Source organism: Devosia enhydra, from assembly GCF_900119845.1.
Classification (GTDB): domain Bacteria; phylum Pseudomonadota; class Alphaproteobacteria; order Rhizobiales; family Devosiaceae; genus FPKU01.
This window is the reverse complement of the sequence record NZ_FPKU01000001.1, coordinates 328,416-345,958: the sequence shown is the minus strand read 5'-3', so window position 1 is coordinate 345,958 and position 17,543 is coordinate 328,416. Positions and strand designations below refer to the sequence as shown.

Below are 17,543 nucleotides of genomic sequence, written 5' to 3'. Positions count from 1 at the left end.
CCCCCCAGGGGAGAGGTAAAGCGCCGGCTGTGCCGCCGCTTTACACTGTCGTCCCTGCGAAAGCAGGGACCTCCGTTTGCGGTGCTCGCCCTGAGAACAGAAATTCCTCAGTGGCAGGAATGATATCGGAGATTGGAAGATGGGTGCGGATCAGGCGCGGGCGAGCCAGTCGGCTATGACCTGAGACAGGGCTGGCGACTTGGTCGCGATATCCTCGGGCGAGGTGAAACCCATGATGCGGCGGTCGGGCCAGTCGCCTTCGAGGAGGCCGAAGCGGTCGGTGGGGGCGCCGTGGGGATAGACGACCACCAGACGCAGGCTCTGAGGCTCGCGCAGGTTCATGGCCCCCAGATCGATGCCGTCGCGATGATAGCTCGGCGCATTCCACTTGATGCGTTCCGAAAGAGTCGGGCCGGCCGCGAGGATGGCGGACCGCAGCGCATCGACCAGCGGGCGGCGCGGGGGATCGAGCCCCGCGAGCCAGTCGGCGACGGCCTCGGCATCGCTGCGGCGGGGCATCAGCGGGCGTGCTGGGCAGTGATCCAGCGCACCGTCTGGCTCCAGGAGCGCATGACGATGGTGGACGTACGCACCGCGTTCTGGCGATATCTGACCCCTGCGAGCAGCGTGCCATCGGTGACGCCGGTGGCGGCAAAGAGCACGTCGCCCGAGGCCAGATCACCGACGCTGTAGCGACGATCGGGATCGGTGATGCTCATGCGGCGGGCGCGCGCACGCTTTTCGGCGCTGTCGAGGATGAGCCGCCCCTGCATCTGCCCGCCGATACAGCGCAGCGCGGCGGCCGCCAGCACGCCTTCGGGTGCCCCACCCGAGCCCAGATAGATATCGATGCCGGTATCCTCGGTATTGACCGCATGGATGATGCCGGCGATGTCGCCATCGGAGATCAGCTTGATGGCGCAGCCGGCCGAGCGCAGATCCTCGATGAGGGCGCCGTGGCGGGGCCGGTCGAGCACGCAGGCGGTGATTTCGGCCACCGGCACGCCCTTGGCGGCGGCAAGCGCACGCACATTGTCGAGCGCGGAGGCATCGATATCGACGACGCCGGGCGGATAGTTGGGCCCCACCGCGATCTTTTGCATATAGACATCGGGCGCGTTCAGCAGGCCGCCCCGCTCGGCCATCGCCAGCACGCAGATGGAATCGGGCTGGTTCTTGGCGCAGAGCGTGGTGCCTTCGAGCGGATCGACGGCGATATCGACCTCCGGCCCGTCGCCCGACCCGACCTGCTCGCCGATATAGAGCATCGGCGCTTCGTCGCGCTCGCCCTCGCCGATGACGATGCGACCCGAAATGTGGACCCGCTCGAGTTCGGCGCGCATCGCCTCGACGGCGGCGCCATCCGCCGATTTCTCCTGCCCCTTGCCGCGCCAGGCGGCAGCGGCGATCGCGGCGCGCTCGGTGACGCGCACGAGTTCAAGGGTCAGCGAACGGTCGATGAGGGCGGGGCTGCGGGCGGTTTCGGTCTTCCTGAGCGTCATCACTGCCTCTGCCCCCCGCCAAAGCCAAGGGCCCCGGCAGGCTCGACTGGCGCCGCCTTCTTGCTGCGCATCCCGATCGCGAACCGGTCGCCGGTTCGCCTGGAAGCGGGCTAGAGCGCCTCGATGCGGATGAGCTGGGGCTCACCCACGGTGAAACCATCGCCGGCAATGCGCGCAATGGTCTCGCGCACCACCGCCTCGAAGGTGGAGTGGGTCAGCAGAATCACCGTCCGCGTGCCAGCGCCACCACCCTCCTCGGCGGTAACCTGAAGATCTGGCCGCTGGATGACGCTTTCGAGCGAAATGCCGCTTTCCCCCATGCGACTGGCTATAGCAGCAAGCGCACCGGGCACGTCCTTGGCATTTAGTCGGATGTAATAGCCGCCCTCATGGGCGCGCATCGGCGCGCGGCGATAAGGGGTGAGCTCATGGCTGGGGACGCCCAGCGGCGGCACGCGGGTGCCGCGCGCGATATCGAGAATATCCGAGAGCACGGAGGATGCGGTGGGCGGGCCGCCGGCGCCGGGGCCGGCGAGGAGCAGCTCGTGCACATGATCGGTTTCGAGCGCGATGGCATTAAGCACGCCATCGACCCCGGCAATGGCGCTGGAGCGCGGCACGAGGGTGGGATGCACGCGCTGCTCGATACCCTCCGGGCTGCGCTGGGCGATGCCGAGCAGCTTGATGCGATAGCCCAGATCAGCCGCCACCTTGATGTCGGCCTGGGTGATGCCGGTGATGCCCTCGACGAGGATTTCGTCGGGAGCGATCTCGCAGCCAAAGCAGAGGCTGGCGAGGATGGCGAGCTTGTGGGCGGTGTCGTAGCCCTCGACGTCAAAGCTCGGGTCGGCCTCGGCATAGCCGAGCGCCTGCGCATCCTTGAGGCATTCGGCAAAGGAGATTCCCTCATTGCCCATGCGGGTAAGGATGTAGTTGCAGGTGCCGTTCATGATGCCATAGACGCGTGCGATACGGGCCGAGCCGAGGCCCTCGCGCAGCGTCTTGATGACGGGAATGCCCCCGGCTACCGCCGCCTCGAAACCGAGCTGGGCGCCGCTCTCCTCGGCGACGCGGGCGAGCGCCACGCCATGACGGGCCAGCAACGCCTTGTTGGCCGTAACGACCGGGCGGCCGAGCTCGAGCGCGGCCTTGACGGAAGCGAGCGCCGGCCCATCTTCCCCGCCGATGAGCTCGACGAAGAGATCGATGCCATCGGATTTGGCCAGCGCCACCGGATCATCGAACCAGGTGATGTCGGCGGTATCGATGCCGCGATCGCGCGAACGGGACCGGGCGGCAACGGCGGTGACGACCAACCGGCGGCCGAGCTTGCGGGCGAGAATGTCGCCATCCTTTTGCAGGATGCGCACAAGGGTCGCCCCGACATTGCCCAGCCCGGCGACGCCGATGCGCAAGGGCGCGGTGTCGCCGGTTTCGGCCATGTCCTGCATGGCGCGCAGGATTCGCTGGCGGGTCTCGCTGCGCGGCTCGCGGCCTTCGCGCAGATCGAAGACGAACAGCGGATCGCCGGCTATGGCACGGCCGAACCGGGTGGGGGTCCAGCCGCGGCTGGCGATGAAGGCCTCGACGGACTGGCGGAAACTCTGGATGTCGCTCATGGCCGGCAGATGAATAGGAACAGGCCTATCCGTCAATAGGCAATCGACCGGTCCATCACGGCGCAAGACCGAATATCAGGAAAATCGTGCCGGGCATAAGCGCAATATCTTCGGGCGACGAATGCCGGATGCGCCAGGAGAGGACGTAAAGGCCGAACAGCGCCCAGCCGGCCCAGAAGGCACCGGGGCTCGCGCGCCACCAGCCATCGGCATCGGGGCCGGCTTCGGTGGGGCGCAGCGACAGGACCAGCGCGCCGAGCGAAAGCCCGAACATGTTGATGATGCGCCCCCAATCCCCGGCGATGACGAAGGGCATGAGCGCACTCACGATCGCGAGCACGAGCCCGATGCGCAGCAGGCGATGATCGAAATGCCGATCAAGCCCCCGACCCGGCAGATAGAGCAGCAGCGGCAAGAGCGTGAGGAGCAGGCCCATCCCATAGGCACCCCAGGACTGGAAGCGGCCGACAAAGAACGCCTGCAGCGCCAGCCCCTGCCCCAGCGAATTGCCGATGAAGCCGAAGGCGCCGGGCCATTCGCTGAAGGCCCCAGGATAGAGTTGCCGCCAGGTCTCGATCATCAGGGCGCCATCGCCGGCATCGCCCTTGAAGACGATGGAGAAGCCCAGCATCAAGGCGAGATAGGCGGCCGTGCCGAGCGCGAGCGGCCACAGCGCCCGAGGCCCGCGCGTGTGATGGAGCCGCAGCGCGATGGGGACCAGCGCCAGCGGCATGTAGAAGAAGGCCAGTTCGTGGATGAGCCCGGCAATCGTGAAGGCGAGGATGATGAGGGCGATGGCGAGCCCGAGCGCGCGCACATGGCGCGCCGCCGAGATCGACAGGCAGACGGCGAGGACGATGAACGCATCTTTGCGGGCGAAAGCCTCGAAATCATAAAGCGGCAGCAGCAGGAGCGCCGGGGAAAAGAGGAACATCAGGCTCGCAAGGCCGGGCCGGCCGAGGACGAGGCGCACGAACCAGATGGCGACCGCGGTATGGGCGAGCCAGACAAGAGCGGTCAGCAGCAGTTGGGGAGAAATGACGTGGCGCAGTTGCCAGGCCAGCTCTCCCAGAAGGCCGCGGCGCATGAAGCCGCCGGCATAGGAGAGCATCAGTTCTGTCCACGAATAGAATTCGTCGGGGAAGCGATGCCAGACGGCGATGGCGCCGACGAGAAACAGCAGCGCAAAGAAGATCGAAAGGCCGAGCGCCCAGCGCTGGCGCAAAGGCGTGAAGGCGGGGGCGGCGAAGATGTCCTCGGCCGCCCCCTGCATGATCAGCCGGCAGCCTGGGGCAGCGGGACGACGTTGCTGCGGCCGCTGGCTCCGGTGCTGAGGAACTTCTTGATGTTGCGGGCCGCCTGGCGGATGCGCTGCTCGTTCTCGACGAGGGCGAGGCGGACATACTGGTCGCCATATTCGCCGAAGCCGACGCCGGGCGCCACGGCCACGCCTGTCTCCTGGATGAGGAGCTTGGCAAATTCGAGCGAGCCCAGATGGGCATACTGGTCGGGGATGGGCGACCAGATGAACATGGTGGCCTTGGGCGAGGGCAGAGCCCAGCCGGCGCGGCCGAAGCTCTCGACCATCACGTCGCGGCGCGCCTGATAGATCTCGCGCACATCGGAAATGACCGAATCATCGCCATTGAGGGCGGCGGCGGCGGCCACCTGGATGGGGGTGAAGGCGCCGTAATCGAGATAGGACTTGACCCGCGCCAGAGCCGCGATCAGCCGCTCATTGCCCACCGCAAAGCCGACGCGCCAGCCGGGCATCGAATAGGTCTTGGACATCGAGGTGAACTCGACGGTGATGTCGATGGCGCCCGGCACCTCGAGCACCGAAGGCGGCACCTCGCCATCGAAATAGATCTCGGAATAGGCGAGATCGGAGAGGATGAAAATGTTGTGCGCCTTACAATAGGCCACGACTTCCTTGTAGAAATCGAGAGTGGCCGTGTAGGCGGTGGGGTTGGCCGGATAGTTCAGCACCAGCGCGATGGGCTTGGGGATCGAGTGGCGCACGGCCCGATCGAGCGAGCGCATGAAATCTTCATTGGGATCGGCCGGCATGGAGCGCACGACGCCGCCCGACATGATGAAGCCGAAGGAATGGATGGGATAGGTGGGGTTGGGCACCAGCACCACATCGCCCGGGGCGGTGATGGCCGAGGCCATGTTGGCGAAGCCTTCCTTGGACCCCAGCGTCGCCACCACCTGGGTATCGGGATTGAGCTTCACCCCGAAGCGGCGGCCATAATAGCTCGCCTGCGCCTTGCGCAGCCCCGGAATGCCGCGGGACGAGGAATAGCGGTGGGTGCGCGGGTCTTTCACCGTCTCCTTGAGTTTGTCGACGATGTGCTGCGGGGTGGGCATATCGGGGTTGCCCATGCCCAGATCGATGACATCCACGCCATTGGCGCGCGCCTTGGCCTTGATGGGGTCGATATGGGCGAACACATAAGGCGGGAGGCGGCGGATGCGGTGAAAATCGTAAGACATGATGCTCCTCGGCGGCCAGAGCGGCCAGATCGACCGGCGGCGCGCCTCTGCGCAGCCCGGGCCGGTCCTGATCAGGGGACTCCGCGATTATCGCGGAATTGTGGTTCGTAAAGGATGAATGGCCCGACAGGGCCTGTGCCGCGCGATGCGGCGGGCTTTCGATCCGCTCTTCCCGGCCGCTAGGCGGCCATCGGGAAGAGCCCAATAGCGACGGCGCCTGCGGCGCGCGCCCTCATCCCGATCGATGCTGCGGAGACAGCCAGCGCCATCCGGACTTGCCCTGATGCTCATCGCCGTGTAGGCGAACGACAGGCGGGCTTTGTAGGCTGCGTCGGCGCGGAAGTAAATGGGGCCGCATGGCCCGGGAAGTGACGGCGCGATGCGCATAGCGCTGATGACCATCGGCACGCAGGGCGACGTGCAGCCCTTCTTGGCGCTCGCGCTGGGGCTCAAGGCGCGCGGGCACGAGGTGGTGCTGGGCGCGCCCGGCGATTTCGAGCGCTTCGTCACGAGCTATGGGGTGCCCTACCAGTCGCTGGGTGGCAATATCCAGGCGCTTTTGAGCCAGACGCGCTTTGACAAGGCGATGTCCTCGCGCGCCCTCTCCAACGTGCCCGCCCTTCTGAAGCAGGGGCTTGAACTCGTGGACGCAGCCGGCCGGGCCGGCTGGCAGATGTGCCAGGGCGCCGACCTCATCGTGCTCAACATGAATACGAGCTTCGGCATCGATTTTGCCGAGGCGCTCCAGGTGCCCGTGGCGATGATTGCGCCCCAGCCGCTGGTGCCGACGGGGGATTTTCCGCTCTGCATCTTCGGCGCCCGGCAGATGGGGCGGGCCCTCAACCGCCTTTCCTACCGGGGGATGGAGGCGCAGCAGGCCTATTTCAACCGCGCGCGCAAGAGACTGCGGGCCGAGCTGCTGGCCCTGCCCCCGCTCAGGCGCGGCGGGTTCTTCAAGGATGTCGACGGCAGATTGCTGCCGGTCCTGCATTGCTATTCGGGGCTGGTTTCACCCCGCCCGGCAGACTGGCCGGCCAGCGCCCATGTAACCGGATATTACCGGCTGGCCGACAACAGCGGCTGGCAGCCTTCGGCCGAGTTCAAAACCTTTCTCTCGGCCGGCGACACGCCGGTCTATATCGGCTTCGGCTCGATGCCGTTCGGGGCCGCCCGCAACACGCAGATCCTGAAAGAGGCCATGGCGCTCTGGGGCGGGCGGGCGGTGGTGGCACGCGGCTGGGGCGGGATCGATCCCAGCGCCCTGCCCGCGACGGTCTTTCCCATCGAACACGCCCCGCATGACCGGCTCTTTGCCCATGTGAAGGCCGTGGTGCATCATGGCGGGGCCGGCACGACCTCTGCCGGGCTGCATCTGGGGCGCCCCGGCTTCATTGTTCCGCAGACGGTGGACCAGCCGTTCTGGGCCTCGCGCGTGCATGCGCTGGGCTGCGGGCCGGCACCTGTGCCGCTCAAGGCGCTGACGGCCGAGATCCTCGCGGCAAAGCTCAAGGATCTGACGACCGACCCGGATTATGCGCTGGCGGCGGAGCGGCTCGCCTTCAAGCTCGCCAAGGAGAACGGCACGGCCAATGCCGTGGCGCTTCTCGAAGACCTCATGCGGACGGGGCGCCGGGCAGCCTAGCCAGCAGCGCCAGCGCCGCATCGAAATCGGCGATCTTGTCGGCGCGGCGGGCGGCCGCCTCCTCATCTTCGCCCCACATGCGGATATTGTGGTCTTCATCGACATAGGCGGCGGTCAGCGCCTGCTCGCGGGTGACAAGACTGTGGCGATAGGCGATGGCGATGAGCCCCGACCCGGTGATGCCGGTGATGGCGACCATCGAGGCCAGCGCGAAATGATCCTCGGGCTCGAGCAGGGCCGCGAGCCGGGCGAGCGTCGTGGCCGGCTGTTGCTGGTGCAGAATGCCGATGGTGGGCTGGAAGACGATCTCGAACCGGCGCGCGAGGCCGACGAGGATCGGGTCCCAGGCCGCCTCCTGCGCTGCCACGAGATCGGTCGGGTATTCGGCCCGATAGAGCAGCAGATCGCCGGCGGCATATTGGTGGATCGACTGGCGCAGCGCGGCGGCGCCCTCGGGGCCGGTCTCGACGGCGGAATTGACCAGCCGCGTCACCGGCATCTGGTTGGGCATGATATGCGTGCCCATGCCGGCCCATTCGGTGGCGATGGTTTCGGCCAGCGCGCGGGTGGGCACGCGCACGGGCTTGCGGCCCGGGGTGCGCATGGGCTTGCCATCGAGGGTGACCGCCCAGCCCTCGGGCGTCTCGGCGACGCCGGTTTCGGCATAGAAGCGCTTGGGGAAGGTCTGCTGAATATGCTTTTGCGCCCGGCCATAGCCATCGTCGCGGTGCAGGGCGGCGTCTTCGAGCTGGTCGCGCATCAGGCCATCACCTTCTCTATGGCGGCATCGAGATCGTCATAGCTGTCGATAAGGATGTCGGCCTTCGCCCCCAGCAGCAACTCGCGGTCGTGATAGCCCCAGGTGACGCCAATGGCGAAGGCGCCGGCGGATTTGGCCAACTCCATGTCGAAGGCGGTATCGCCGATCATAACGGTTTCGCCCGGCGCCTTGCCGGTCTCACCCATCGCGCGCAGGAGCATGCCGGGATGGGGCTTGGAGGGGTTGTGGTCGGGGGTCTGAAGGGTGACGAAGTGCTTCTCGAGCCCGTGCAGCCCGAGGATGCGATTGACGCCGTTGAGCCCTTTGCCGGTGGCGATGCCGAGCAGCGTCTCGGTTTTAGCGTTGAGCCGGTCGAGCGCATCGCGGGCGCCCGGATAGAGCGGCTCACGATCGGCATTGAGTTCGAGCGAGGCGCGATAGAGCGTTTTGTAGCTCGACACCAGCCCATCGATGAGCACCGCATCCTCGCTTGCGGCGAGCCGGCCGATGGCGATGGGCAGGGAGAGCCCGATGATCGAGCGCACATCGGCATCTGTGGGAGCCGGCAGGCCGTGGCCCGAAAAGGCGCCCGCCATGTGCTCGCAGATCAGGCCCTGGGTATCGATCAGCGTGCCATCCATGTCGAACATCACGAGCATCAGGCGGTCTCCGGATCCACATCCTGAACGTCATAGCGCTCGGCATCGAAACCCAGCGCATCAAAGCTCTGCTGCATATGCGGGGGCAGCGGCGCCGAAATATCGAGCCGCGAGCCATCGCGCAAGGGCAGGCTGATGCGGCGAGCATGCAGATGCAGCCCCTCGCCCAGCCCGGGCGCGGGCTGCCAGTTCTCGATGTTGAAATAGCGCGGATCATCGATGATGGGCGTGCCGAGCTCGGCCATGTGCACGCGCAGCTGATGGGTGCGGCCGGTGACGGGCTTCAGCGTCACCCAGGCAAAGCGGCGGCTGGCGGTGTCGGTGACCGAATAATGGGTCATCGAGTGCACCGCGCCCGGCGTGCCGTTGGAGACGACCACCATCTGTTCGCCATCGCCATCGCCCTTCTGCTGCTTGGCGAGGAAGCACGAGATGCGGCCCTGGCGCGGGGTGGGATTGCCGGCAACCACCGCCCAGTAGATCTTGCGGGCCGAACGCGAGCTGAACACGGCGCCGAAATGGGTCGCGGCAGCGCGGGTCTTGGCCACTACGAGGCAGCCCGACGTATCGCGATCGAGCCGGTGGACAAGCCGCGGGGCTTCGCCATCGCGACCGGTGAGGCTCTTGAGCAACCCATCCATGTGGCGCTTGGTGCCCGAACCGCCCTGCGAGGCGAGGCCATGGGGCTTGTTGAAGACGTAGAGATCGTCATCCTCATAAAGGATCAGCTCGCGCAGGAATTGCGCATCCTTGCTGTCGGGCACGCCCGCGACGCGGTCGGGCGCCGGCTCGACGGGCGGAATGCGCACCACCTGCCCCGAAACGAGCCTTGCATTGGCCTTGACGCGGCCGCCATCGACGCGCACCTGGCCGGAGCGCAGGATCTTCTGGAGATGGCCGAAGCCGATCTGCGGGAAATGCACCGAAAACCAGCGGTCGAGCCGCATGCCATCCTCGTCGCGCGCGACGATCTGCTGACGCACTCCGCTCATGCCGGCACTCCCCGCATCACAACCAGCCCCAGCGCCAAGGCGCCGAGCGACAGAACAACCGACAGCCCGACATAGAGAAGGGCCTGGCCGATCTCGCCGCGCTCGATCAGCGCGATGGTGTCGAGCGAAAAGCTCGAAAATGTGGTGAAGCCGCCCAGCACCCCGATGGCGAGAAAAAGCCGCGCTTCTGCCTGCCAGGCGGGCGTGAAGCGCGCCAGCGCGCCGATCAGCAGGCCCATCAGCAATGAGCCAAGGACATTGATCGACAAGGTGACGATCGGAAAGGCGCTGGGCCAGAAGCGTCCGGTAAGGACACCCGAGCCATAGCGGGCGATGGCGCCGAGCGCGCCGCCGAGACCAACGAGAAGGAAAGCGTTCATCCCCGCCTTCTAGTGCCTTTCCCGAAAAAGTGGAAACCTCTTTTCACCGGGCCGGCAGCAGGGCGGGCATGCGCCCGGGGCGTCGCTGCCGACTTACTCTGCGGCGGTGGATGCGGAAGGTGAAGCGCCCGTCTGCGTGACCCCGCCGACCAGCCCTTCGAGCGACCCGCCCGAAAGCCCCAACTCCTTCATCACCGCATCGACGAGCGGGGCCTGGCTGCGAAAGCGCAGGGCGGCATCGACGGCCTGGTCGGCAATGCCACCGCCCTGCCCGCCGCCCGCGCTGCCTGTGGAGGTCGCCATGCCGCCCCCTAGCCCGTCGACATGCAGGATCTTGATGCCGTCGATGTTCTGGATCGGCTTCACCGATTCCGCGATGATGGCCGGCAGCGCCGCAATGAGGGCCAGCCGCACCTGCATGGCGATCTGCTCGGGGCTCAGCGTATTGGCCGCCTGGTTGACGGCGAGCTTGCCATCGGCCTCGACGCGGTAGAGCGCCGCCTGCGCCTCGGCCCGCAGCTTTTCGGCATCGGACTGGCCCTTGGCGGTCAGCCGCGCCTTTTCGGCCTCGGCTTCCGCCTCGATGCGCAGCGCCTCGGCCCGGTCGAGCGCCGCCTTCTTGTCGGCATCGGCGGCCACCGTGATGGCGATGGCCTGCTGCTCGGCGGCCTTGCGCGCCTCGATCAGCTGGATCTGCTTGTCGCGGTCGGCAATGGCGGTTTCGCGCGCGGTGGTGACCTCTTCGGACGCCTGCGCGGCGAGTGCGCGGGCCTTGTCGGCTTCGGCATCGGCCACGGATTTTTCGCGGCTCTTGATGGCGACGGCGATATCGCTCGCCTGGCGGGCGAGGAGGATCTGCTTTTCCTTTTCCACCGCAGCGGCCTCGACGGCGAGGGCGGTAGCGATCTCACGCTCCTTGACCACCTGGCCCGAGGCGATATCGGCCTCGCGCACGCGCTGCTGGGCGACGATCTTGGCCTGCTGGGCCTCGCGGTCGCGATCTGCCTCCTGCTGGGCGATCAGCGCGTTCTGCTCGGCGCGGCGAATCTGGATCTCGCGCTCCTGCTCCAGCCGGGCGAACTCCATGTCGCGCGAGATGGTGAATTTTTGCTGCTCGGCATCGAGGTTCTTGCGCTCGATGGAGACCTGCGTGTTCTGCTCGATATCGTTGCGCAGCTTGCGCCGATCCTCGATGGCCTGGGTCATCTTGGTGAGACCCTCGGCATCGAAGACGTTGTTGGGGTTGAAGAATTCACGATTGGTCTGATCTAGCCCGGTGAGAGAGACCGATTCCAGCTCGAGGCCGTTCTTGAGAATGTCCTCCGAGACGGCAGCCTGCACCTTCTGCACGAAGCTGACGCGTTGCTCGTGCAGTTCCTCCATCGCCATTTCGGCGGCGACGGCGCGCAAGGCATCCACGAACTTGCCCTCGACCAGCTCCTTGAGCGCGCCCGGCTCGAGCGTGCGCCGCCCCAGCGTCTGGGCGGCATTGGCGATCGATTCGACGGTGGGCTGAACCCGCACATAGAACTCGGCCTGCACGTCGACGCGCATACGGTCCTTGGTGATCAGCGCCTGCTCGTTGGTGCGACGCACCTCGAGGCGCAGCGTGTTCATGTTGACCTGGATGATTTCGTGCAGCACCGGCAGCACGAGGGCGCCGCCATTGACGATGACCTTCTGGCCCGAAAACCCGGTGCGCACGAAGGAGATTTCCTTCGAGGCACGGCGATAGAGCCGCGATAGCACCATCCCGATGACAAAGAGCGCAAAGACGATGATGGCGGCGATGGTGGCGACATAGACCAGATCGAACATCAGGACGGGTCCTCGGTGGGATCGAGTCGGTCGACCGCTCGATAGATGGTGCGATTGCGGGAAACGATGAAGACGCGCGCGCCGGCCGCAAAGCGAGCGTCGGCATCGCGCGGCTCCACGAGCAGGTAATGGGTGCGCCCGCGCAGATCCTGCGCCTTGGCCTCGGCGGGCTGGCCCGGCTTCGCCTCGCCCCGGATGATGGTGGCGTAGCTGCCCACGAGCTCGGCCTGGCTGGCAGCCTCGGAGTGGTCGCGCGGGAAGATGCGCCCGAGCCAGCGCCCGAAATGGCGCATGCCGAAGGCACCGCCGACCAGTGCGACGAGGCTGGCCAGCAGCGGCGGCAGGGCCGCGCCCGTGGCCGCGATGGTAGCCCATTGCAGCGAATAGCCAGTGATCGCAAAGCTTGAGAGCAAGATGATCAGCAGCACCAGCAGCGGCAGCCGCCCCACCGAGAGCCAGCCGAGAATCAGCGAGAACGGCCCGAATTCGGCGCCGCTCAGTTCAGGGGCGTCGGGCAGGTCGATTTCGGGAAGTGCTGCTTCAATGCTCGCTGAGGGCGAGAAACCCGCAAGCAGTGCGAGCACTTCCAGCGCGCCAATGGCGAGCATGACGAGCAGAGCGATGGTGAATGGCGCCCATTCCGGCGTGAAGACGACCAGCCACCCCTCCCCCGATCCGTATCAGAGCGAGAGAGTGCGCAACTTGTTGGTCATTCGCAAGACAAAGCGGGGGATCGCCACAAGATGCTCACAGACTTCGGTGCCCATGCGGGGACGAAAGCTCTATTGATCCCCCCGGCGGGTGCGGAGGCGGGCGAAATAATCGAGCCGCTTCTTGATTTCGCGTTCGAAACCGCGCTCGACCGGAGCGTAGAAATTCTGCCGGCCGAGCGCTTCGGGAAAGTACTCCTGCCCCGAAAAGCCTTCGGGCGTATCGTGATCGTAGATATAGCCCGCGCCATAGCCCTCGCCCTTCATGAGTTTGGTCGGGGCGTTGAGAATGGCCATGGGCGGCAGCGGCGAGCCGCTCGCCTTGGCCACCTGCATGGCGGCCTTCATAGCGGTATAGACGGCGTTCGACTTGGGCGCGGACGCCAGGTAGACGACGGCCTGCGCCAGCGCCAGCTCGCCTTCGGGCGACCCAAGCATCTCATAGGCATCGCGGGCGGCGACCGCCTGCGGCAGGGCGTGCGGATCGGCCAGCCCGATATCCTCCACCGCCATGCGGATGAGCCGGCGGGCGAGATAGAGCGGGTCCTCGCCCGCCACGATCATGCGGGCGAAATAATAGAGCGCGGCATCGGGGTCGGAGCCGCGAATGGTCTTGTGCAGCGCAGAAATGAGGTTGTAGTGCCCGTCCTGCGCCTTGTCATAGATGGGCGCGCGGCGCTGCACCACATCCATGAGGCCGGCTTCATCGAGCGTTTCGCCCGGCGCTGCGGCGCTCGAGACCTCTTCGACCAGCCCCAGCAGCGCGCGGCCGTCGCCATCGGCAAAGCCGATCAGCATCTGCCGCGCCTCCGGGGTCAGCGGCACGGGGTGGCCCATCACCGCCTCGGCCCGGGTGACGAGAGCTTCGAGGTTTTCGGCATCGAGCGACTGGAAGCGCAGCACCTGGGCCCGCGACATGAGCGCGGCGTTGAGCTCGAAGCTCGGATTTTCGGTGGTGGCGCCCACCAGCACGAGAGTGCCGTCTTCCATCACCGGCAGGAAACTGTCCTGCTGGGCGCGGTTGAAGCGGTGAATTTCATCGACGAACAGCAATGTCGTGGCACCGGCCCGGCGGGCGGTGCGGGCGGCCTCGAAAGTCTTCTTGAGATCGGCGACGCCCGAAAAGACCGCCGAGATCTGCTCAAAACGATAGCCCACCGCATCGGCCAGAAGCCGCGCCACGGTGGTCTTGCCGGTGCCCGGCGGCCCCCAGAGGATCAGCGAGCCCAGCCGGCCGGCCGCGATCATGCGGCGCAGCGTACCGCCGGGACCGAGCAGGTGCTGCTGGCCGATGACATCGTCGAGGCTGCGCGGCCGCAGCCGGTCGGCAAGCGGCCGGCCGGGATCGTCGGCCTCGGGCCGACGGTCGGGCGGAGCATCGGGGCCAAAGAGATCAACCACGAATCACCCGCTGACGATGGAGCGCAGCACGCGGCCGCCGCGCTGGAGCACGATGCGCCAGGCCTCTGGCCGCTGATCGACGAGCCGCGCGAAACCCTCCGCATCGACGATCTCGGTGTCGTTGAGGCTGAGGATGATGTCGCCCGGCCTCAGGCCAAGGCGGGCCGCCGGCGAGCGCGGATCGACGGCGCGCACGACGACGCCCTGCGCCTCGAAGGGCAGGCCGAGCTCCTGAGCGACCGCCGGGCCCAGGGTTTCGACGCTTGTGCCGGCAAAACGCGTGTTGCCGGAGATATCGGCGATGGCGGCATCCCCGGCGCTGGGCGCGGCGGCGAGCGGCAGGCTGGCCCGATATTGCTGGCCATCGCGGAAGAACACGAGCTCGGCGCTGCCGCCCACGGGCCGCGTCGCGAGGCGAAAATCGAGGGCGCTGGGCTGGTCGATTGCCTGTCCGTCGAGGCTCAGCACGACATCGCCGACCGCGAGCCCGGCGCGGGCAGCGGGGCCATCGGCTGCCAGTTCGGTGACGAGCGCGCCCCGTGCCCGCTCGAGCCCGAGGCTTGCGGCGATATCGGCGGAAACCTCCTGCGTGCGGGCACCAAGCCACGGCCGGACCAGCTGCCCCCCGGCAATGCCGGCTTCGGCAACGACCTTCGCCATATTGGCGGGAATGGCAAAGCCGATGCCGATCGAGCCGCCCGAGCGGGTGAAGATGGCGGTGTTGATACCCACCAGCCGGCCGGAGAGATCAACCAGCGCACCGCCCGAATTGCCCGGATTGATCGCCGCATCGGTCTGGATGAAAAATTCGTAGTTGGAGCTTTCGACCCCGGTGCGGGCGAGCGCCGAGACGATGCCGCTGGTCACCGTCTGCCCCACCCCGAACGGATTGCCGATGGCGAGAACGAGATCGCCGACCTCGAGCGCATCGGAATCCGAAAAGCTCAGCGCCGGGAACGTCGCCGCGTCGGCATCGCGCACGCGCAGCACGGCAAGATCGGAGCGGGCATCGTCGAGCACCATATCCACCGGAAATTCCCGCCCATCGGCGGTGGCGATGCGAATATCGGTGGCGCCTTCCACCACATGGGCATTGGTGAGGATGACGCCCGAAGGATCGATGATGACGCCCGAGCCCAGCGACTGGCTCTCACGCTCGCGCGGCGCGAACATCGGGTTCGAACCGCCAAAGAAACGCTGGAAGAACGGATCGGCGGCAAAGGGCGACGGCGCCTGCTGGGTGCGCGTGGTGGCATAGACATTGACCACGGCGGGGGTCACATCGCGCACCACCGGTGCAAAGCTCAGCTGCATCTGCTCGCGGCTGCCGGGCACCTCGCGCGGCGGCTCGACGGGTGCTGCGGGCACCGCCACGGGGGCGATCGCAACCGGTGCGACCGGCACGAGCGTGCCCTCGCTCTGCCCGTTGACGGGCGACAGGGCGAAATAGCCCAGGGCGATGCCGAAAAGGGCGCCCCCGAGCCCGAAGAGGACATTGTTTGTGCCGATCATCACATATCCTTCCCGACGGTCGGCCAGCTTCCCGGGCGGTCATTTGCCGCCTCAGAGTTATCGCACCGACAGCGCCGATCACATCCTATAATTTGGCCGGAATTATCGTTTGCGTAGCGGGGCGTTGATCCCTATATGCAGCGCTCGTTTCGCCGGACCCGACAACCGGCGCATCAAGGCAAACCATCCCCACAGGCCAGCTCCGAAAGCCCCTGACACACGACCACACAGCCCACGAAAGGCCCCAGCCCGATGAGTGAACCGAAGACGGTCTATCCCAGTACATCGGCGCTGATTGCCGCCGAGGCCCCGGACTTTCCCAGCTTCCTGTTCTCGGAAAGAGAGTTGGTGAAGGCCAAGAAGGTGTTCAAGAAGGGCTTTGACGGGCTTTTGACCTATGCGGTCAAGTGCAACCCCTCGCCCCACATCATCGAGGTGCTGCATCGCGAGGGGCTGAAGGCTTTCGACGTCGCCTCGAACACCGAGATGGCGCTGATCCAGAAATACGCGCCCGGCGCGGTGATGCATTACAACAACCCCATCAAGTCGCGCCGCGAGATCGAGCGCGCCTATGAGGAATTCGGGGTCCGTTCGTTCACCATCGACCATCCGGCCCAGCTGGACCAGCTGGCCGCCGTGGTGGCGCCGTCGCGCGATGTCGAGGTGACCACACGGTTCAAGGCCGGCAAAGCGCTCAAATCCTATGATTTCGGCACCAAGTTCGGCGTGCTGGAACAAGGCGCTGTCGAAATCACCCAGATGGTCTCGCAGATGGGCTATGCGCCGAGCCTGTGCTTCCATGTCGGCAGCCAGTGCGAAGATGCCTATGCCTATGAGCGGCACATCGCGGCAGCGGCGCGCATTGCCAGCGAATCGAACATCGAGCTCAAGCGCCTCAATATCGGGGGCGGCTTCCCGGCGCCCTACCCCACGAGCTCGGCCCCGCCGATGGACTATTATTTCGACACCATCCGCACCGCGGTCGAGGACAATTTCGGCAAATCCGCGCCCGAGCTCATCGCCGAGCCGGGCCGCGCCATGGTGACGTCCTCGACCTCGCTGCTGCTGCGCGTCAAGCATCAGCGCGGCGGGCTCTCGGTCTATGTCAATGATGGGGCCTATGGCGCGCTGATGGAAGTGAAGTTCATGGACTTCACCCCGCCGGTGCGTGTGTGGCGCGGTGCGCGCGTGCACGACAATGACGGGCAGTTCGAAGGTTTCACCATCTTCGGGCCCACCTGCGACAGCTATGACGTGCTGCCGCAGACCTTCATGCTGCCGTCGGACATCGATGAGGACGACTGGATCGAGTTCGGGCTGATGGGCGCCTATACCCAGGCCTCGCTGACCCCGTTCAACGGCTTCGATCGCCGCGATCAGTATTGGGTTGACGAAGTCTATACCGGCAAGGACGTGGCCCCGGCCGAGTAAGCCGCCTTGTGTTGACCAAGAGGGCCTGCCCGTGACCGCCCGGGCGGGCCCTTGCTTTTGTGGATCGACTGCCAATGGCTAACATCCCGCCCCTTGAGACACTCGGCCGCCGCATCGCCATTCTGGGCCCGTCGAATGCTGGCAAATCCACGCTGGCCGTGGCCCTCGCCGAAAGGCTCGGCGTGCCGGCCTTCCACATCGACCAGTTTCGCCACCAACCGGGAACCGACTGGCAGCAGCGCCCCGAGTCCGATTTCATTGCCCTGCACGAAGAGGCAATCGCCCGGCCAGAATGGGTGATGGATGGCGGCTATTCCGTCCTGCTCCCCAGCCGGATGCGGAGGGCAACGGGGATCATCGTGCTCGATGACAATCACTGGCTGCGGCTCGGACGATATTTCCGCCGCACGCTTTCGGGAGGAGCAAGAGCGGGGGGCCTCGCGGGTGCGCGGGACAGCGTGAAATGGGAAATGATCCGCTGGATCTGGGTGACCCGGAACACGGTGGAAAAATATCGACAGATGGCCCGCCAATCGGGCCTGCCCCATCACTTCTGCGCGTCGCTGGCCGATGTCAGGATGCTTTACATCGCGTGGGGGCTGACACCGCCACGGTAGA

General features: G+C 66.4%; 16 protein-coding genes. 3 read left to right on the top strand and 13 right to left on the bottom strand.

Annotated features, from left to right (window positions below; translation table 11 throughout):
- Nucleotides 1–150: 150 nt before the first annotated feature.
- From BT183_RS01735 to BT183_RS01715, 5 genes are all read right to left on the bottom strand, one after another.
- On the bottom strand, nucleotides 151–519 hold the full coding sequence (locus BT183_RS01735; RefSeq protein ID WP_072338689.1) for a DUF1801 domain-containing protein: 369 nt from the start codon (nucleotides 517–519) through the stop codon (nucleotides 151–153).
- Complete coding sequence (gene glpX / locus BT183_RS01730) at nucleotides 519–1,502, bottom strand: class II fructose-bisphosphatase (protein ID WP_072338688.1); 984 nt, start codon at nucleotides 1,500–1,502, stop codon at nucleotides 519–521. The genes BT183_RS01735 and glpX overlap by 1 nt, the downstream gene beginning before the upstream one ends.
- A gap of 110 nt (nucleotides 1,503–1,612) precedes the next feature.
- Nucleotides 1,613–2,944, bottom strand: coding sequence for a homoserine dehydrogenase (locus BT183_RS01725; RefSeq protein ID WP_072341344.1), 1,332 nt, complete (start codon nucleotides 2,942–2,944; stop codon nucleotides 1,613–1,615).
- 232 nt (nucleotides 2,945–3,176) lie between these two features.
- On the bottom strand, nucleotides 3,177–4,394 hold the full coding sequence (locus BT183_RS01720) for a hypothetical protein (RefSeq protein ID WP_072338687.1): 1,218 nt from the start codon (nucleotides 4,392–4,394) through the stop codon (nucleotides 3,177–3,179).
- 2 nt (nucleotides 4,395–4,396) lie between these two features.
- The gene (locus tag BT183_RS01715; RefSeq protein WP_072338686.1) at nucleotides 4,397–5,620 is read right to left on the bottom strand and encodes an LL-diaminopimelate aminotransferase; all 1,224 of its coding nucleotides are present in this window, start codon (nucleotides 5,618–5,620) and stop codon (nucleotides 4,397–4,399) included.
- 379 nt (nucleotides 5,621–5,999) lie between these two features.
- Here BT183_RS01715 and BT183_RS01710 point away from each other — a divergent pair, with 379 nt between their 5' ends.
- The gene (locus BT183_RS01710; RefSeq protein ID WP_072338685.1) at nucleotides 6,000–7,262 is read left to right on the top strand and encodes a glycosyltransferase; all 1,263 of its coding nucleotides are present in this window, start codon (nucleotides 6,000–6,002) and stop codon (nucleotides 7,260–7,262) included.
- Here the strand turns inward: BT183_RS01710 and BT183_RS01705 are convergent.
- The 8 genes from BT183_RS01705 to BT183_RS01670 form a co-directional block, all read right to left on the bottom strand.
- Nucleotides 7,234–8,022: an ATP12 family chaperone protein gene (locus BT183_RS01705; protein ID WP_072338684.1), complete on the bottom strand. Its 789-nt coding sequence runs from the start codon at nucleotides 8,020–8,022 to the stop codon at nucleotides 7,234–7,236. The genes BT183_RS01710 and BT183_RS01705 overlap by 29 nt on opposite strands.
- Nucleotides 8,022–8,681 (bottom strand): HAD-IA family hydrolase, encoded by a 660-nt coding sequence (locus BT183_RS01700; RefSeq protein WP_072338683.1) that lies wholly within the window; start codon nucleotides 8,679–8,681, stop codon nucleotides 8,022–8,024. Before BT183_RS01700 ends, BT183_RS01705 begins: the two co-directional genes overlap by 1 nt.
- On the bottom strand, nucleotides 8,681–9,673 hold the full coding sequence (locus BT183_RS01695) for an RluA family pseudouridine synthase (protein ID WP_072338682.1): 993 nt from the start codon (nucleotides 9,671–9,673) through the stop codon (nucleotides 8,681–8,683). The genes BT183_RS01700 and BT183_RS01695 overlap by 1 nt, the downstream gene beginning before the upstream one ends.
- Nucleotides 9,670–10,053, bottom strand: a complete 384-nt coding sequence (gene crcB / locus BT183_RS01690) for a fluoride efflux transporter CrcB (RefSeq protein WP_072338681.1) — start codon at nucleotides 10,051–10,053, stop codon at nucleotides 9,670–9,672. The genes BT183_RS01695 and crcB overlap by 4 nt, the downstream gene beginning before the upstream one ends.
- A gap of 93 nt (nucleotides 10,054–10,146) precedes the next feature.
- Entirely contained in the window at nucleotides 10,147–11,871 is a 1,725-nt protein-coding gene (locus BT183_RS01685) for a flotillin family protein (protein ID WP_072338680.1), read from the bottom strand.
- Nucleotides 11,871–12,494, bottom strand: coding sequence for an OB-fold-containig protein (locus tag BT183_RS01680; protein ID WP_280173923.1), 624 nt, complete (start codon nucleotides 12,492–12,494; stop codon nucleotides 11,871–11,873). Before BT183_RS01680 ends, BT183_RS01685 begins: the two co-directional genes overlap by 1 nt.
- A gap of 159 nt (nucleotides 12,495–12,653) precedes the next feature.
- Entirely contained in the window at nucleotides 12,654–13,982 is a 1,329-nt protein-coding gene (locus tag BT183_RS01675) for a replication-associated recombination protein A (protein WP_072338678.1), read from the bottom strand.
- 3 nt (nucleotides 13,983–13,985) lie between these two features.
- On the bottom strand, nucleotides 13,986–15,494 hold the full coding sequence (locus BT183_RS01670) for a Do family serine endopeptidase (RefSeq protein ID WP_084603372.1): 1,509 nt from the start codon (nucleotides 15,492–15,494) through the stop codon (nucleotides 13,986–13,988).
- 252 nt (nucleotides 15,495–15,746) lie between these two features.
- Between BT183_RS01670 and BT183_RS01665 the strand changes: the two genes are divergently transcribed.
- Together BT183_RS01665 and BT183_RS01660 are read left to right on the top strand one after the other, a co-directional pair.
- Nucleotides 15,747–16,925 carry a type III PLP-dependent enzyme domain-containing protein gene (locus BT183_RS01665; protein ID WP_072338677.1) on the top strand — a complete coding sequence of 393 codons (1,179 nt, stop codon included), beginning with the start codon at nucleotides 15,747–15,749 and terminating at the stop codon, nucleotides 16,923–16,925.
- A 74-nt stretch (nucleotides 16,926–16,999) separates the two neighbouring features.
- The gene (locus tag BT183_RS01660) at nucleotides 17,000–17,542 is read left to right on the top strand and encodes a P-loop NTPase family protein (protein ID WP_143145613.1); all 543 of its coding nucleotides are present in this window, start codon (nucleotides 17,000–17,002) and stop codon (nucleotides 17,540–17,542) included.
- Nucleotide 17,543 lies beyond the last annotated feature (1 nt).

Excerpts from the sequence above, each read along its gene's own strand:
- BT183_RS01700 (WP_072338683.1), bottom strand. The coding sequence starts at position 8,681 with ATGCTCGTGATGTTCGACATGGATGGCACGCTGATCGATACCCAGGGC.
- BT183_RS01735 (WP_072338689.1), bottom strand. The coding sequence starts at position 519 with ATGCCCCGCCGCAGCGATGCCGAGGCCGTCGCCGACTGGCTCGCGGGG.
- BT183_RS01670 (WP_084603372.1), bottom strand. The coding sequence starts at position 15,494 with ATGATCGGCACAAACAATGTCCTCTTCGGGCTCGGGGGCGCCCTTTTC.
- BT183_RS01665 (WP_072338677.1), top strand. The coding sequence starts at position 15,747 with ATGAGTGAACCGAAGACGGTCTATCCCAGTACATCGGCGCTGATTGCC.
- BT183_RS01685 (WP_072338680.1), bottom strand. The coding sequence starts at position 11,871 with ATGTTCGATCTGGTCTATGTCGCCACCATCGCCGCCATCATCGTCTTT.
- BT183_RS01715 (WP_072338686.1), bottom strand. The coding sequence starts at position 5,620 with ATGTCTTACGATTTTCACCGCATCCGCCGCCTCCCGCCTTATGTGTTC.
- BT183_RS01660 (WP_143145613.1), top strand. The coding sequence starts at position 17,000 with ATGGCTAACATCCCGCCCCTTGAGACACTCGGCCGCCGCATCGCCATT.
- glpX (WP_072338688.1), bottom strand. The coding sequence starts at position 1,502 with ATGACGCTCAGGAAGACCGAAACCGCCCGCAGCCCCGCCCTCATCGAC.
- BT183_RS01695 (WP_072338682.1), bottom strand. The coding sequence starts at position 9,673 with ATGAGCGGAGTGCGTCAGCAGATCGTCGCGCGCGACGAGGATGGCATG.
- BT183_RS01720 (WP_072338687.1), bottom strand. The coding sequence starts at position 4,394 with ATGCAGGGGGCGGCCGAGGACATCTTCGCCGCCCCCGCCTTCACGCCT.
- BT183_RS01705 (WP_072338684.1), bottom strand. The coding sequence starts at position 8,022 with ATGCGCGACCAGCTCGAAGACGCCGCCCTGCACCGCGACGATGGCTAT.
- BT183_RS01725 (WP_072341344.1), bottom strand. The coding sequence starts at position 2,944 with ATGGCCGAAACCGGCGACACCGCGCCCTTGCGCATCGGCGTCGCCGGG.
- crcB (WP_072338681.1), bottom strand. The coding sequence starts at position 10,053 with ATGAACGCTTTCCTTCTCGTTGGTCTCGGCGGCGCGCTCGGCGCCATC.
- BT183_RS01710 (WP_072338685.1), top strand. The coding sequence starts at position 6,000 with ATGCGCATAGCGCTGATGACCATCGGCACGCAGGGCGACGTGCAGCCC.